Origin of the sequence: Caballeronia sp. SEWSISQ10-4 2, assembly GCF_030464885.1 — a bacterium.
Classification (GTDB): domain Bacteria; phylum Pseudomonadota; class Gammaproteobacteria; order Burkholderiales; family Burkholderiaceae; genus Caballeronia.
The window spans coordinates 82685-98235 of the sequence record NZ_JALPRJ010000011.1 but is presented as its reverse complement, the minus strand read 5'-3'; the positions used below and the strand labels follow the sequence as shown (position 1 = coordinate 98235).

Here is a 15551-nt window from a genome sequence, read left to right as displayed (position 1 = left end):
ATGACGGACAGGGTTGTCCTCGTCACCGGCGCGGCGCGGGGTCTCGGCGCGGTCATTGCGCGGCGCTTTCACGATTCGGGATATCGCGTGGCGATCGGCGACATTGCCTTCAACGCCGCGCAAGACCTGGCGGGCGAACTCAGCGCCGATCATTCGACGGCGTTTGCGTTGAATCTCGACGTGACATCGAAGGCTGATTTCGAAGCCGCGCGCGGTGCGATCCTGAACAAGTGGCAACGCATCGACGCGTTGATCAACAACGCGGGCGCGTCGAAGGTCGTGCCGGTGATGGAGATCACAGCGGAGCAATTCGACCACGTGATCCAGGTGAATCTGCGCAGTGTGTTGTTCGGCTGCCAGGTCTTCGGCCAGCATTTTGCCGATGCAGGCGCCGGGCGCATCGTCAATATCGCGTCGCTCGCGGGGCAGAATGGGGGCTCTGCAACGGGTGCGCACTACGCGGCATCGAAGGGCGGCGTCATTACGCTTACCAAGGTTTTCGCCCGTGACCTCGCCTCGCGCGGCGTCACGGTCAATGCGATTTCGCCCGGCCCGATGGACTTGGCCATAGTTCATGAAAGCGTGCCCGCCGACAAATTGAACGCGGTCATCGCGAGTATTCCAGGCGGACGTCTTGGCTCGGCCGATTACGTCGCCGATGTGGCAGTCACGCTCGCCGCGGAGAATGCGTACTTCGCAAACGGCGCGTGCTGGGATGTGAACGGCGGCTTGTTCATGCGCTGAAGTTTCGGCCTCTCAGGCGACGGGGGTTGTATGGTCCCGTCGCCGTTACCGAATCAAACCGGCTTGCCTTCACTCGATGCCCAGTTCGGCATCAACGTATTCGTCGGCAAGGTTTCATCGACCATCTTCTTGGCGGTCTGAATGCCGGCAACCGGCAAGCCCGTCGGATCGAGCACGCCGATCTGCACCAGCACAGATGCCTGGTCCCAGTAGATATGCTCGTTATACAGCTTGTCGCCGCGAAAACAGATGACCGCGAGCATGGGCACTTCGAAGTATTTTCCGGTCGGCTTGAGCCCCGGCAGCAGCCAGTCGATTTCGCGATCGTGCGTTGCACAGAACACGAACTCGTCGACCACGCGATCCGCGCCGATAGTGCGCGACACCGGAATCAAGCGCGTATCGGCGGGATTCGAATCGACGAAATGGTACTTGTAGAAACGCTTCAGTTGGTCGTGGCCCACGCCGCCTGTCATCGTGGGAACGTGGTTGACGTAAGGCTGCGCCACCATGGTCGGCATGACGGCGTTGACGTCACGCGTGCCGAATTCGTAGTAGCAATGCATCTCCCAAAGCTGGTTCAGGTCGTACACGGGACCGAGCACTTTGCGCAGCATCGCCATGGTCCGCGAATACGCCATCATGGCCGCGGGTTTGTCGAAGTGCTCGCGCTCGGGCGTGGCGAATGCGTGATCGCAACCCGGGTACACATAGGTTTCAATCGATGCTTTTTCCTTCAGCGCCGCGACGATCTTTTCACGCGATGCGGTCGGCGTCATCACGTCGTTCTCGGCGAAGTGGAAGATCATCGGACAGTGAATCGCCGGGATCTTGCTCGTGTATGCATCGAGTCCCACGCCGTAATAGCTCACGGCGCAATCCACATCGGTGCGCGCGGCTGCGAGCATCGCAAGACGGCCGCCCAGGCAGTAACCGATCGTGCCGACCTTGCCTGCCTGCTCAGGCAATGCGCGAATCGCGGCGAGGGTCGCGGCAATATCGTTGACCGCGCTCTCTTCGTCGAGCCTTTCGTTGTAACCGAGCGCTTCCTTGAAATCCGCTTCGCTGTAGCCGAGCTCGACGCCCGGCTTCATGCGCCAGAATAAATCGGGAACGAGCACCACGTAGCCTTCCTCGGCGTAGCGGTCGGCCATCGATTTCATGTACCCGTTGATGCCGAAAATCTCCTGAAGCAACACGAGGCCGGGACCGGACCCTTGCGCGGGCTTCGCGAGATACGCCGCGAACTTGCCGCCGTCGTGCGCCGTCACCTGTATTGTCTGACCGCTCATCATCTCTCTCCTTGTTCGACGTTCAAAGATAACCCGCGAACTGCTTTTGTACTGCATCGCGATCGGCCGCGAGACCCGCACTGACGCCCTGCGCCATGCCGCCAACATACACTTCGTCGGGACCGTTCGCGAGCGCGGCGAACACGGCATCGACCACTTCGTTTACAGAAAGCTTCGGCGGCGGAAAGTCGCGGCTCATGTCGGTATCGATCGCACCGGGCAAGACGGCGAGTACGCGCACGTGATGTTCCGCGAGCTCGGCGCGCAGGCATTCGGTCATCCGTAACGCAGCCGCCTTCGACGCGCACAACGAACCCATCATGGGCAAGGCGACGCGCGCGAGGATGGACAGCATGTTGACAACCGCGCCGCGATTGGCGATCAGCGCGGGCGCGAATGCGCGGCACATGGCGAGCGTGCCGAAGTAGTTCACCTCCATTTCGGCGCGGGCGGCGGCGTGGTCCCGGGGAAGAATGGCTCGCTCAAGCCGGTTGATGCCGGCGTTGTTGATCAGCAGCGTGACATCGCCTGCCGCGGCGGCGGCTTGCGCCACCTGTTCAGGATCCGTGATGTCGAGCGTGATCGGGACAATCCGCGAGTCGCCCGGCGCGAGTGCTGCGCAATCGCGTGCGGCAGCGTACACCTTGCGCGCGCCGCCTTCGAGCAGGCTCGTGACAAAGCGCGCGCCCACGCCGCGATTGGCGCCGGACACGAAGGCGACGGAATCTTCAATCTGCATCGCATGCTCCTGGTTAATAGGGTAATAGGGACTCGAATCGAGGGACCCGATATCACTTGCGCTTGTATTCGACAGGCAGGATATAGCCGCTATCGAACGTCTTCACGTCGATATTCGATCGATACGCAATCGTGGTCACAGCCTGCAGCAAGGGCACGACCCACGATTTCTCCGACGCCTCCTGACTGAGCGCGCGATACCCCGCCATGCGCTTTTGTTCGTCGACTTCAGTCATCAGCGCTTCGACGCGCGGCGCGAGCGCATCGTCTTTCCATGCGGAAAAACGCAGGCGCGGATCGAGAATGCGGCCTGTGTAGTTCTCGGGGTCACCGGTCGAATTGGCCCAGCTATAGAGCAGCACGCCGCTCATCTTCGTCGCCTGAATCTCGCCGATGACCTTCGCCATCGTGGTCTGCGTGAGGTCGGCCTGAATGCCCACGCGCTGCCACATACCGGCGATGGCGCGCGCCATGTCGTAGTCGCTCGGGAACGTGCCGTTGGTCGTGAGAAACGGCACCTTCACCGGTTTGTTCGGGCCATAACCCGATTTCGCCAGCGCCGCGATCGCGCGTTGCGGATCGAAGCCGATCTTGAAACCGGGCACGTCCGCAGGCGAACCGGGCGTCGCCGTGACCGACAACGGCACGGCCTGGCCGCCGTAGAACGCTTTGGACAGCGCGGCGGTATCGATGGAGTAATGCATGGCCGCGCGCACGTTTTCGTCGTCGAACGGCTTGACGTAGTTCGGCATGCGCAGCATGTAGATTTCACTGTACGGATAGATCTTCGTCGTGATGCCCTGCGTCTTTGCCAGACGCTGCGCCTCGCGCAGCGGAATCTGCACGGCAATGCCCGCGCGTCCGGACTCGACCGCTGCCACGCGCGCCGACGGTTCCGTCGTGATCTGGAACGTGACGTTCTTGATGGCCGGGACGCCGCCCCAGTATTTATCGAAGGCTTCGAGCACGATGCGCGAACCACGTTGATAGTCGACCAGCTTGTACGGTCCCGCACCGATTGGCTTCGCCAGGAAACCGTCAGTGCCGACCTTCTCCATGTACGCCTTCGGCACGATATAACCGGCGAGGAACGCGAGATAGATCGGCGCGGCCGGCGTCGGTTTGGCATACACCAGCACGGCGCGCGTGGGCGAAATGATCTCGACGTCCTTCAGCGTCTGGAACATGCCGCCGACAGCCAGCTTCTTGTCGGCGGACGGACGATCATGAAGGCTGTATTTCAGGTCGGTGGTCGTGAGTTTCGAGCCGTCATGAAACAGGATGTCGTCGCGCAAGGTGACTTCGAGTCGCTGGTCGGTTGTGTCCTGCCACTTCCATGCCGTGATCTGGCGCGCTTCCAGCGCCAGCTTCGGCGAGTAGCGCAACGGGGAATCGAAGACGGTCTCGTAGATGGATTGCGCCTGCGGCACCGTGATCGCCGTCGGGTCCCAGGTCGGCACGTCGGAGATATAAGCGATATTCAATACGTCCTCGCTTGCCTGCCCCTGTGCACGAGCGAAGTCCCACGGCAGGATGAGGCCGGCACCTGCGGCCAGCGAGCCCAACAGCCATTGCCTGCGCTTCGCGTCGATCTCGAAACTATCCATCGATACTCCTGTGTCCCGGCATCTGGCCGGATGAAGATGCACGAAAGCGTGCCGCAACCTTGGCTCGTAGCACGCGTGAAGATGAATTATTAACGCTCAGAAACGATGACGCAGCCCCAATCGCACTTCAATCTGATTGGGCGTGCTCGACCGCTGCAAAACCGGTGCGAGATCGGCATATTGAGCGTCACCGGCGGCGTGCATGTAAGTGGCCTGCAAGTAGGTATCGGTGCGTTTGGACAGGTAGTAGTCAACGATGGCATCGACATTGTGATATTTCGGCTTCTTCGAAGTCGCCGAGACTTCGCCTTCCGTATAGCTGTATCCGGTGCCGAGTTGCACGGACGGTGTCACGAAGTAGCTCGCCACGATTTCGAAAATATTAAACGTCACATGACCGCTGATGTTGGCGCCGACGGTGGGGTCCAGTCCGAGGAATTTCGTGTTCGTGTAGTCGGCGCTGATTTTTGCGTTACCGAACGAGTACTGGCCGCTGATACCAAACGACTGATACTTCGATGCAGCAAGGCCATAGTTGCCATCGACCGCGTTGGTCGCCGTCCACACGCCTTCGGGCACCGCTTCGGCGGGGTGATCGATCGATGTATACGCCGCTGCCAGTGCGATCGGACCGCCCGCGTATTTCACGCCGACTGACTTGACCGCGTCGCGGTTGGTCGCGCCCGCTACGTTCCCGAACCCGTACAACGCGGACGCCTGGATGCCCGAAATGATGGGCGAGGTGTATCGGACGGCGTTGTTGATGCGGAAGTCGATGCCGGTGTTGTCGAGATCGCCCGGGTGCGGGAACAGGATGCCCCAGTTGCCGTTCGCGGTGTACAAGCCCACGTAGTCGCCCATGAGCTCGTTTTGACGGCCGAGCGTGACCGTTCCCAGGGTCTTGCTTGACACACCAACGTAAGCGGCGCGGCCAAATTCGCGGCCTTGTTGCCCCAGCTTGCCCGTATTGATGTCGAAACCATTTTCGAGCCGGAAGATCGCCGACAAGCCTCCACCCAGATCTTCCGTACCTTGCATCCCCCAGCGGCTGCCCTGCGAAATGCCGCTTTGCATCTGATACGCCTTGTTGCCAAGCTGATTGTTCGAGAAGGTCAGGCCTTCGTCGATGATCCCGTACAGCGTCACACTGCTTTGAGCGCACACGGAGCCACTCGCGCACAACGCGACGAGCGATGCAGCAATAAGAGGAGTTTTCACTTGGGTTCCGTTAAAAGATCGAAGGTGGAGAACGTGATTTCGTCTGCAGGTAACTCCGGGGGGAACTAACCGCGCCGTGTGGATCGCCGGGGCGACAGTTTCCTGTGACGTATGAATGTTTTGTGTCTCCATCAACATTCTGAATTCAGATTATTTCAGTAAAAATCGGGCGTCAAGGACTTGCCAAAATTGTTTTTGGGGCGAAGGTGCGGTGTAAGGCTGAGGTGCTCAGCCGATGGGTCGGGTTTGTTCGCCCTTTGCGGGGCGATCCGTACGAAACGGAAGATCGCGAACGGGACATTCGCTAGCCGCAGGGGCGGCGTGATTGCAGCGCCGATTCAGCAGAAGCCCTTCCCTTAAGCCTCTATTGCGTTTTCGCCGCGTTTGTCGCAATCGCTCGCCCTCGCTGATCCAACCAACGCGACCGGCTTTGACGCCTCGACGCACGCCGGCGCACGGCCCTGCATCGTCGCGATTTTTATTTGACGCGCGCGTGCCCCAATACGATCAGTTTTCGCACAAGCGCAACGCATTGCACGTGAGCCTTGACATACTATTTTTCTGAATTCAGTATTCTTCAATAACCCGTGTCACCTCCAAGGAGCAAGTCATGCCGTCGATGCGCGAAGCCGGTTTGCGCAACGATCTCGACTGACCCTCTCGCTATTTGAGTACGGTGCTTTTTCTGAACGAGCTTCATTGGCTGGTTCGGGGACGCGCTCGTCCGTATGCGTTACATCACTCTCGCCTTATGACATCGACTTCGCCCTATCTCGCGTTCAGGCAAACCGCACTGCAGTATCCGGACAATGATTTTCTGCATATTCCTGCATCCGCTCGCAAGCATTACGCAACGCCGGAGCCGCTTACATTGCGCTATGGCGAAACGCTGGCGCGGATCGAAGAACAGGTCGGGCGCTATCGCAATGCGGGTTATCGCGCGGGCATGCGCGTGGCGCTGCTGCTCGATAACCGGCCAGATTTTTTCTTTCATTTCTTCGCGCTCAATGCACTCGGTATCAGCGTGGTTCCGCTCAACGCCGACTCGCGTGCGCATGAAATAGCGTATGTGGCCGAACACAGCGAGATCGTGCTGGCAGTTGGCATCGATACGACGCGGCCGCTTCTGCATGCTGCACTCGATGGCAAAGTCCCCGTTGCCGATGCGAACGCCTCTGCGCTGCCCAGGATTGAAAGCAATGGTCACGTGGTGACTACACCGTCCATCGACGATGAATGCGCCATTCTTTACACGTCCGGGACCACGGGCAAGCCTAAAGGGTGCATTCTCGACAATCGCTATTTTTTATCCATTGGCGAGATTTACATCACGGAAGGTGGATTGTGCAAAGTCCGTCCGGGCGTCGAACGTCTGATCACGCCGCTGCCGCTATTCCACATGAATGCGCTCGCCTGCTCCACCATGGCCATGGTGTTGTCCGCCGGCTGCGTGATCCAGCTCGACCGGTTTCATCCGCGCAGCTGGTGGGCGGACGTGGTGCAAAGCGGCGCGACGATCGTCCATTACCTCGGCGTCATGCCCGCGATTTTGCTAGGCATGGAAACCGATGATCCCGTCACGCATTCGGTGCGTTTCGGCTACGGCGCGAACGTCGATCCGAAACAACAGCAGGTGTTCGAGCAGCGCTTTGGCTTTCCGCTCATTGAAGGGTGGGCCATGACCGAGACCGGCGGCGCCGTGGTGATTGCATCGAGCCAGGAACCGCGCCACGCTGGCTCGCGATGTTTCGGCCGGCCGCGTTCAGGCATGGAGGTGAAACTCGTCGATGCTGAATACAACGAAGTCGCCAATGGCGTGCCGGGCCACATGCTGGTGCGCCGTGAAGGATCCAATCCGCGCGTCGGCTTTTTCCGCGGCTATCTGAAGGACACGTCCACAACCGAAGCCGCGTGGCAACACGACTGGTTCCATACCGGCGATATCGTGCGTCGCGGCGACGACGGCAGTCTTCATTTCGTCGACAGGCAGAAAAACATCATCCGTCGATCGGGAGAAAATATTGCGGCGCTGGAGGTGGAAGCGTGCCTGCTCGATCATCCCGATGTGCGCCAGACTGCAGTGATCGCCGCGCCCGATTCTCTGCGCGATGAAGAAGTGATGGCCTGCGTGATCGTGTCGCCGGAAACGCTGCGCAGTGAAGCGACCGCGCGCGCGTTGCAAGCGTGGTGTCTGGAACGGCTCGCGTATTACAAGGCGCCGGGCTATGTTGCGTTCGTGGACGCATTGCCGGTGACATCGACGAACAAGGTGCAGAAGACGCAGCTCGCCGCGTTCGGCGCAGACCCGTTGAACGCGCCGGAATGTTTTGACTTGCGGGCGTTGAAGAAGCGAGTGAGTTAGTCGCTGAAACCCACAATGGCGCCGTCGTTTTCGATACGAAGCGAGACGACGGTGCCGGGCGCGAACAAGCGCTCAAGCCGCGCAATCACGCGCGGCCCGGCCTGAGTCAGCACCGTCGCAATGTAAGCGATATCCCCTCCGGTCTTCCCCGCCCGATGGTGCAACGTCGTGACGTCTTCAACGCTACCCTTGTGAGCATCCACCTCGAGGAATTCATCGCGCCCACACGATGGACACAGCAAGCGCCGGGGAAAATCGACATGACCGCACGCTACGCAAGCAAAGACGTTCATCGCACGACTCCCCGTTCGAGCACCACGGCATTCGCACACATGCCGTATCGATACTGCACCATGCCGTAACCGCTCACCGCCGCGAAACGCGCATCGTCCACCTGCCGCGCGCCTGCGTGATGACGCAACTGGGTGATCGCTTCGACCAGTCCATGCATGCCCGCCGCCGCGCCCGCTTGCCCCGCCGACAATTGCCCGCCCGACGTGTTCACAGGCAAACGGCGCGAAGCAATGCGCTCGTGGATAAACGTATGCGAGTCGGGCTGGTCATCGGCGAACCCGAGGTCGTTCAGCTGCGCGAGAATCATCGACGGATAATCGTCATAGACCGAGACGAGGTTCATATCGCCGGGCTGGAGGTTCGCGTCACGCCAGAGTGCATTGCGAATACCTGCGAGGCCAGTTACCAGGCCGTCGCCATGCTGATGATCGACGTTATACGATGCGCGCAGTGCGCGAATGCGAACCGCTGAACGCGCAGCACAGCGATGCGTCGATGAGGTCAGCACAATCGCATTCGCCCCCGACACCACCGGCACGCAATCGAAGCGACATAACGGTTCGGCCACGAGCGGCGCGGCAAGATACGCATCGAGCGTCAACGGCTCGCGGTAGACCGCCAGCGGATTCACAGACGCCCACTCGCGTTGCGCAATGCACAGTGCCGCGTAATCCTCGCGCGTCAAGTGCGAGGTGCGCATCTGGCGTTGCGTGAGCATGGCGAACAAGGGGTTCGGACCGCCCGTGTTCAACGGCCGAAGATGCGTTCGCGTAGTGACGTTGTAGTTCTCGACGAGCGACGTGAAATCCGCCGCCTCGAAATGATCGCCGCTGACCAGGACGATCACATTCGCGTCGCCGGCCTGAATGGCGCGCGCGGCATGCTGCAACAGATTGATCCCGCTCGCGCCGCCGTGACAGTCGTCCATGCACCAGTTCACGCTCAAGCCCGCACGCCACGCGAAGTCGATAGCATGATCAGGCGGCAAGGTGAACGATGCTACGCCGAGACCGTCGACTTCATTCGCCGACAGTTCAGCCTGCAACAGGGCGGCCTTCAGGGCCTGAGCGAGCAAACCGGCCGTGCTCGTGCCGGCCGGTGCGTGACGCGTGTACGGCACTTCGACCGCGGCCACGATCGACACTCCGGTGAAGTCGTTCATCGCGTGGACGTGTCAGACCGCATCGTCGCTGCTAAGAAAATACTGCTGCTCGGCGTCATCGATAAAACCCTGGGTCGCCGAGCGTACCTTCATGGGATCGCGATCCAAGAAGCCTTTCAGCAACACCTGCATGCCGTCGGCAATCAGCTTCATCGTGCCCGGTTTCGTCATGGTTCCATGACGCACCTGGCGCGTGTGATCGGCGAAACGCAGGATCGTGCCTTTCAGGCGCATGTTCAACACGCCTTCGAGCCAGATCGCGCGAAACTCGACATTGGCCTCGGTCATCAGCGCAATGTCCTTGCGCTCGAACGCGCGACGGCATTTGCGACAAGCCGCGCCCATGCCGGCGAGTTGTTCATCCGTGAGCACGGCTGCCGCCGCAGCTGCCGCGCCCGGCTCGAGCATGCGGCGCACCTCGAAGATCTCGCGCACATCTTCGCCGGTCAGCACCGGCGTGACGAAACCGCGCGTGGTGCCGACCAGATACCCCTCGTTCACAAGTCGCAGCAGCGCCTGACGAACCGGCATGCGCGTGCACTCGAACTCCTCGGCGATCTCGTAATCGAGCACGCGGTCATCGGGGCCGATCTGACCGCGCTGAAGGCGGCCCAATACTTCCTGATACACCGACTCCATCAATGTAGCCGGGCGCAGCGCAGTCCGGCGCGGCTGCTTGATAACCGTCGGGTCGGCGGTTGCCATGGTGTTCTCCATTGTCTTGTCTTGCGGTCGCACGCCGCCGCGAAGGCGGCAGTGCCGTGCAAATAATTATTGTACTGGCTGACTTCAGGTCAGCGCTCTCAAAGCGCGGTGCTCATGCCGCTTCCTCCAGTTCGGCGGGCGGCCATGGTGTTCCCGCATGATCGCTCGGCACTGCGTCGATCAGCGCGCGCGTGTACGGATGGCGCGGCGCGGCGAATACCTCCTCGGTCAGCCCCTGCTCCACCACTTCGCCGCGACGCATCACGAGCACGCGGCTGCACAGGTAGCGGACCACGGACAAATCGTGCGAGATGAGCAGCAGCGCAATCTGCCGCTCGCGACGCAATTCCAGCAGCAGATTCAGGATCTGCGCCTGGACCGATACATCGAGCCCCGACACGATTTCATCGGCGACGATCAATTGCGGCGATGCACACAGCGCACGGCCAATATTCACGCGCTGCTTCTGGCCGCCCGACAACTGCGTGGGAAAGCGCGTGAGGGTATCGGCGGGAAGACCGACGTCGCGTTGAACCGACTGCGCGCGGGCGAGCCGCTGCTTTGCATCGAGCGACGCCACGCCGGCCGCTTCCAGCGCCTGCGTCAGGAGCCGCTCCACCGAGCGGCGCGGGTTCAGCGCCGACTGCGGATCCTGAAAGATGATCTGAACCTGCTCGCGGGCGCGCCGCACGCGCTCCGCGCTGCCGCGCGTCAAATCTTCGCCGCCGATCATCACCCGGCCATCGGTCGGCTGTTCGATACCCATCAACAGCCGCGCCACCGATGTCTTGCCGCTACCGCTTTCCCCCACGATCCCCACGAACTCGCCGGGGAAAATCTGCAGCGACAACGGCTTCACGGCATCGAACGAAGTCTTGCGCTGGCCGAACACACCGCTGCGGCTCGTGTACGTCAGCGCTGCCTCGCGCAGTTCCGCCACCGGTTGCGCGCCCGTGACAGGCGTAGGCGGCAACAGCGGCGCCTGCGAATTGTCGACCAGCGGTGCATGCTCGCACGCCTCGCTGCACGCGACCCGGTGCCCGTTCGGCGCCACGCGGTCATGCAACACAGCGGCGCACGCGGAACCTGCGCTGGGGCAACGCGGCGCGAAACGGCACCCGGCGATGCCGGCCAGCGCGGACAAGCCCGGCATTTGCTGTCCGAGTACCGGCAAGCGGCGCCGTGGTCCGGTGAGATCGGGCGTCGCGTATTTCAACGCGCGGGTGTATGGATGTCGCGGTTCATCGAGGACATCGCGGGCCGGGCCGTACTCCACCAGATCGCCCGCATACATCACGGCGACGTCGTCGCAAACATGGGCCGCCAGCCGCAGATCGTGCGTGATCAGCAGCACCGCGGTCGAATGTACACGCTGCTGCTCCGCGAGCATGCGCATCACGCGCGTTTGCGTGATGACGTCGAGCGCGGTCGTGGGTTCATCGGCAATCAGCAGTGCCGGGTTGCTCGCGAAGGCCATCGCGATCAGCACGCGCTGGCATTGCCCGCCCGAAAGCTGATGCGGATAGCGCTTGAGCATGTCAGCGGGCACCGGCAGTTGCACCGCTTCGAGCGCCTTTCGCGCGGTTTCCCAGCGTTCGTCCGAGGGCACGCCAACGCGCGCGAGATGTTCATTGAAAGTATCGGCGATGGTCCATAGCGGGTTCAACGCGGTCAGCGGTTCCTGCGCGATGAACGCGATTTTTCGGCCCAGCAGCTCGCGGCGTTTGGCTTGCGGCATGGCGAGCATGTCCTGTCCGTCGAAGTGCATACTGCCGCTCGTCACCGTGAAACCGCTTGGCAACAAGCCGGAGATCAGCCGCGCCAGCATGCTTTTCCCCGCACCCGATTCACCGACGACACCCAGCACGCGCCCCCGTCCTATCGATAACGTCAAATCCCGCAGCGCGGCGACCGGCACGCCGCCCAGCTTCGCGGTCAGCGTCACGCCGTCCAGTTGCAGCACCGCTTCGGTGGTTTGCGTCGCCATCATCATTCTCCCTTGCCGCGCATGCGGGGATCGAGCGCGACCCGCAGGCCGTCGCCAAGAAGATTGCAACCGAGCACCGTGATCACGATGGCAAGCACCGGTAACAAGAGTCCGGACAACGAGTCATGCATCGACACGCGCGCGTCCGCGATCATGACGCCCCAAGCGGTCACATTGGCCGGCACGCTCAAGCCGATGAAACTCAGCAGCGCTTCCACCGTGATCGCCACACCCATTTCGAGCGAGAACAACGTGATCATCAACGGCAGCGCAGCAGGCAATATTTCGCGCAGCATGATCCGCAGATGCGTGAAATTGAGCAGTTGCGCCGCGAGCACGTAGTCGCGCTGACGCACGACCATCACCTCAGAGCGTACGACGCGGCAAAAGCGCGTCCAGTCCACCAGCACGATCGACAGAATCACGTTCTCTATACCAACGCCGAGACTCACCATCAGCACCAGCGACAACACGACCGGCGGAAACGACATCCACAGATCCACCAGATAACTGATGCCGCGATCAACCCAGCCACCGAAATAGCCGGCGAGAATCGCCAGCACGCTGCCGACAATACCCGCGCCAAACGCGGCAATCACCGCGACCGTCAGCGCAATACGGCTGCCATATAACAAGCGCGATAACACGTCACGGCCCAGGCTATCTGTGCCGAGGGGAAAAGCGGCATCGCCACCGGCCATCCATGCGGGCGGCGACAACATGTGCAGCAAATCCTGATCGAGCGGATTATGCGGCGCGAGCCACGGCGCGAACACGGCGCAGAACAGCACGCCCAGCACGATCGCGCCGCCGAGCCACAGATTGACAGCGGGCTTTCGGCGCGCGCGAGGCGATTTACCGATAACCGGCGCAACCGGCGCGGCGGCTTCCGGCGATGGGTCGACTGAAGTGGATTCGCGCAGCATGTCGGCCTTCATATCGTGCTTCGAACTCAACGGGGTCGTGGACATTTCGTGTGTGCTCAAGCTGTTTTGCGCAGGCGCGGATTCATGATCACGTACAGCGTGTCGACGATCGCGTTGATCACCAGCATGAGCGCGCAGAACACGATCGCGATGCCCTGGATCAGCACCAGGTCGTTGTTGCGCACCGCCTGCACCATCAAATTGCCGACGCCCGGAAACGAGAAAATCATCTCGACGAGCAACGCGCCACCGAACAGGAACCCGAACTGCACCCCGATCATGGTCAAGGCGGGCAACGCTGCGTTCTTCAGCATGTGACGCCACAGGATCCGGCTCTCCGATACCCCGCGCAACCGCGCCACGCCCACATACGACTCGTTGCGCTGATCGAGCAAGCTCGAGCGCAGCACGCGGATCACGAGCGGCGCGAAACCAAAAGCAAGGGCAAGCGATGGCAACACAAGATGACTCGCCGCACTCAGCCAGTCGCTGAATTCGCCCTTCACCAGGAAGTCGATCAGCAGGAAGCCGGTGAGATGCGGCATCGGAATGCCGTCGCCGACGCGGCCGGAAAACGGCAGTACGGGCAAATACACGCCGAGCAGCGCGATCAGCAACAAGGCCCACAAGAACGACGGCACGGACTGCATCAGCACGACGGCGAGGCCGACCGGCAACTCACCGCGGCGATCGGTGACGGCGTAAGCGAACACGCCGCCGGGCACGCTGATGATCAGCGACATGACGAGCGCCGTGAGACAGAGTTCAAGCGTCGCGGGCAAGGTCGAGCCGATCAGCATGGCGACCGGTTGCTGGAACGAAATCGATGCCCCGAGGTTGCCGTGCAGCGCATTCACGAGCCAGATCAGGAACTGGCTGGGGATCGGTTTATCGAGGCCGAGCTGATGGCGCAATAAAGCGGCATCGGCGGGCGTGGCGTTGGGCGGCAGCATCATCGCGAGCGGATCGGCGGGGATGAGGCGCAGCACGACGAACACGATCAGCGAGAGCATCAGCAGCGTGGGGATCGCGGCAATGAGCCGGCGCGAAAGGACAGTAGAGATCAGCCGCAGCATCACAGCGCTCCAATGGGGCTCGACTTACCCGGCGAAGCTTCAACGAGCACCTTGCCGGGGTTGAGCAGGTTTAAGGGGTCGAGGGCGCGCTTGATCGCGCGCATTGCGCCGATCGCGCCGGCGTCGCGGGTGTAGCCGAGATACGCGCGCTTCTTGCCGCCGATGCCATGCTCCGCCGACACCGCGCCATGCCATTCGCGCGTGAGTTCATAGACGGCGGCGTCAACATGTTCTTCGAGGTCGGGCGGCGCGTTCTTTAAATGAGCGATGACGTGCAGGTTGCCATCGCCGAGATGGCCGTACACCAGTGTGCGCATATCGGGCCAGCGCGCATGCAACATGGCTTCACACTGCGCGGCGACCTGGCCGATGTCCGCAACCGCGAAGCTGATGTCGAAGGCGATAAGGCCCGGCAGAAGGATCGGGAATTCGGCGGGCGCGTCGCGAACGGCCCAGAAACGGGTGGCATCGGCGGCAGAACTGGCGAGCGAGGCGTTCTCGATCACGCCGGCTTCGAGCATCTCGGCCAGCATGGCCTCGAACTCTTCGGCGTGTCTTTCGGCATCGGAACCCATGCTTTCCAGCAGCACGTAGAACGCATGCGAGGTGTCGAGCGGCGCGCGCACGGTCTTGATGTTCGCGAGCACGTAGTCGTAATAGCTCGGCCACATGACTTCGAACGCCGAGACCCCGCCCGACATGCGCGCGCGGGCATGCTGCAGCAAACGCGTGACGGCCGCGAAGTCAGGCAGCCCGCACCATGCCGTCGATACCCCCGCCGGCCTCGGCGCAAGCCGCATGACCGCCCGCGTGATGACTCCAAGCGTGCCTTCGCTGCCGATCAACAGGTTCTTCAGGTCATAGCCGCTGTTGTTCTTGATCATCTTGTGGAGATCGCTGATCACGGTGCCGTCCGCGAGAACCGCTTCCAGACCCAGCACATGGTCGCGCGCCATGCCGTATTTGATGACGCGATTTCCGCCGGCGTTCGTCGCGAGATTGCCGCCAATCGTGCAACTGCCGCGCGCGCCCAGATCGAGGGGAAACATCATGCCTGCGGCATCAGCGGCTTCCTGCACGCGTTGCAGCACAACGCCCGCCTGCACGGTAATCGTGCCTGAGACGGTATCGACTTCCTCCACAGCGCTCATCCGTTCCAGGCTCAGCGCCACTTCGCCTCCGAACAGGTTGGCGCCACCCGCGAGGCCGGTCAAACCGCCCTGTGTGACGACCGCCTGCCGGTTGGCGTGGCAAAATGCGAGCGCTCTCGATACCTCTTGCGTCGTGCGCGGCCGGATCAACGCGATCGGTTCGGCGCCCGGCGTTCCGCTCCAGTCCCGCACGCGCCGGGTGCCGAGATCGGCGCCGGGCGTCACCACGTCGGCGCCTAGCTCGGCCACCAATCGTTCGACGAAACTGCCGGGCGATGACGTCATGATC

General features: G+C 61.9%; 13 protein-coding genes. 2 read left to right on the top strand and 11 right to left on the bottom strand.

From position 1 onward, the window contains the following. Entirely contained in the window at nt 1-744 is a 744-nt protein-coding gene (locus tag M0D69_RS10010; protein WP_301781869.1) for an SDR family NAD(P)-dependent oxidoreductase, read from the top strand. 53 nt (nt 745-797) lie between these two features. Here M0D69_RS10010 and M0D69_RS10005 read toward each other — a convergent pair whose 3' ends face one another. From M0D69_RS10005 to M0D69_RS09990, 4 genes are all read right to left on the bottom strand, one after another. Next, complete coding sequence (locus tag M0D69_RS10005) at nt 798-2036, bottom strand: dienelactone hydrolase family protein (protein WP_301781868.1); 1239 nt, start codon at nt 2034-2036, stop codon at nt 798-800. Between the two features lie 22 nt (nt 2037-2058). Further along, complete coding sequence (locus M0D69_RS10000) at nt 2059-2775, bottom strand: SDR family oxidoreductase (RefSeq protein WP_301781867.1); 717 nt, start codon at nt 2773-2775, stop codon at nt 2059-2061. Between the two features lie 52 nt (nt 2776-2827). Beyond that, nucleotides 2828-4381 (bottom strand): ABC transporter substrate-binding protein, encoded by a 1554-nt coding sequence (locus M0D69_RS09995; protein ID WP_301781866.1) that lies wholly within the window; start codon nt 4379-4381, stop codon nt 2828-2830. A 96-nt stretch (nt 4382-4477) separates the two neighbouring features. Then, nucleotides 4478-5599 (bottom strand): porin, encoded by a 1122-nt coding sequence (locus M0D69_RS09990; protein ID WP_301781865.1) that lies wholly within the window; start codon nt 5597-5599, stop codon nt 4478-4480. 751 nt (nt 5600-6350) lie between these two features. Here M0D69_RS09990 and M0D69_RS09985 point away from each other — a divergent pair. Beyond that, nucleotides 6351-7961: an AMP-binding protein gene (locus M0D69_RS09985; RefSeq protein ID WP_301781864.1), complete on the top strand. Its 1611-nt coding sequence runs from the start codon at nt 6351-6353 to the stop codon at nt 7959-7961. On the opposite strand, the gene M0D69_RS09980 is transcribed toward M0D69_RS09985, so the two are convergent. From M0D69_RS09980 to M0D69_RS09950, 7 genes are all read right to left on the bottom strand, one after another. Beyond that, nucleotides 7958-8254: a zinc ribbon domain-containing protein gene (locus M0D69_RS09980; RefSeq protein ID WP_301781863.1), complete on the bottom strand. Its 297-nt coding sequence runs from the start codon at nt 8252-8254 to the stop codon at nt 7958-7960. The two genes, M0D69_RS09985 and M0D69_RS09980, sit on opposite strands and share 4 nt — an antisense overlap. After that, on the bottom strand, nt 8251-9417 hold the full coding sequence (locus M0D69_RS09975) for a thiolase family protein (protein ID WP_301781862.1): 1167 nt from the start codon (nt 9415-9417) through the stop codon (nt 8251-8253). The genes M0D69_RS09980 and M0D69_RS09975 overlap by 4 nt, the downstream gene beginning before the upstream one ends. A 12-nt stretch (nt 9418-9429) precedes the next feature. Next, the gene (locus tag M0D69_RS09970; RefSeq protein WP_301781861.1) at nt 9430-10122 is read right to left on the bottom strand and encodes a GntR family transcriptional regulator; all 693 of its coding nucleotides are present in this window, start codon (nt 10120-10122) and stop codon (nt 9430-9432) included. Between the two features lie 112 nt (nt 10123-10234). After that, nucleotides 10235-12109: an ABC transporter ATP-binding protein gene (locus M0D69_RS09965; protein WP_301781860.1), complete on the bottom strand. Its 1875-nt coding sequence runs from the start codon at nt 12107-12109 to the stop codon at nt 10235-10237. A 2-nt stretch (nt 12110-12111) separates the two neighbouring features. Continuing rightward, nucleotides 12112-13080, bottom strand: coding sequence for an ABC transporter permease (locus M0D69_RS09960; RefSeq protein ID WP_301781859.1), 969 nt, complete (start codon nt 13078-13080; stop codon nt 12112-12114). An 11-nt stretch (nt 13081-13091) separates the two neighbouring features. Beyond that, nucleotides 13092-14111, bottom strand: a complete 1020-nt coding sequence (locus tag M0D69_RS09955; RefSeq protein WP_301781858.1) for an ABC transporter permease — start codon at nt 14109-14111, stop codon at nt 13092-13094. Further along, nucleotides 14111-15547 (bottom strand): FAD-binding oxidoreductase, encoded by a 1437-nt coding sequence (locus tag M0D69_RS09950; protein ID WP_301781857.1) that lies wholly within the window; start codon nt 15545-15547, stop codon nt 14111-14113. Before M0D69_RS09950 ends, M0D69_RS09955 begins: the two co-directional genes overlap by 1 nt. Between the last annotated feature and the right edge of the window lie 4 nt (nt 15548-15551).

Coding starts and splice junctions, on each gene's coding strand:
- M0D69_RS10010 (WP_301781869.1), top strand. CDS start 1: ATGACGGACAGGGTTGTCCTCGTCACCGGCGCGGCGCGGGGTCTCGGC.
- M0D69_RS10005 (WP_301781868.1), bottom strand. CDS start 2,036: ATGAGCGGTCAGACAATACAGGTGACGGCGCACGACGGCGGCAAGTTC.
- M0D69_RS10000 (WP_301781867.1), bottom strand. CDS start 2,775: ATGCAGATTGAAGATTCCGTCGCCTTCGTGTCCGGCGCCAATCGCGGC.
- M0D69_RS09995 (WP_301781866.1), bottom strand. CDS start 4,381: ATGGATAGTTTCGAGATCGACGCGAAGCGCAGGCAATGGCTGTTGGGC.
- M0D69_RS09985 (WP_301781864.1), top strand. CDS start 6,351: ATGACATCGACTTCGCCCTATCTCGCGTTCAGGCAAACCGCACTGCAG.
- M0D69_RS09980 (WP_301781863.1), bottom strand. CDS start 8,254: ATGAACGTCTTTGCTTGCGTAGCGTGCGGTCATGTCGATTTTCCCCGG.
- M0D69_RS09975 (WP_301781862.1), bottom strand. CDS start 9,417: ATGAACGACTTCACCGGAGTGTCGATCGTGGCCGCGGTCGAAGTGCCG.
- M0D69_RS09970 (WP_301781861.1), bottom strand. CDS start 10,122: ATGGCAACCGCCGACCCGACGGTTATCAAGCAGCCGCGCCGGACTGCG.
- M0D69_RS09965 (WP_301781860.1), bottom strand. CDS start 12,109: ATGGCGACGCAAACCACCGAAGCGGTGCTGCAACTGGACGGCGTGACG.
- M0D69_RS09960 (WP_301781859.1), bottom strand. CDS start 13,080: ATGTCCACGACCCCGTTGAGTTCGAAGCACGATATGAAGGCCGACATG.
- M0D69_RS09955 (WP_301781858.1), bottom strand. CDS start 14,111: ATGCTGCGGCTGATCTCTACTGTCCTTTCGCGCCGGCTCATTGCCGCG.
- M0D69_RS09950 (WP_301781857.1), bottom strand. CDS start 15,547: ATGACGTCATCGCCCGGCAGTTTCGTCGAACGATTGGTGGCCGAGCTA.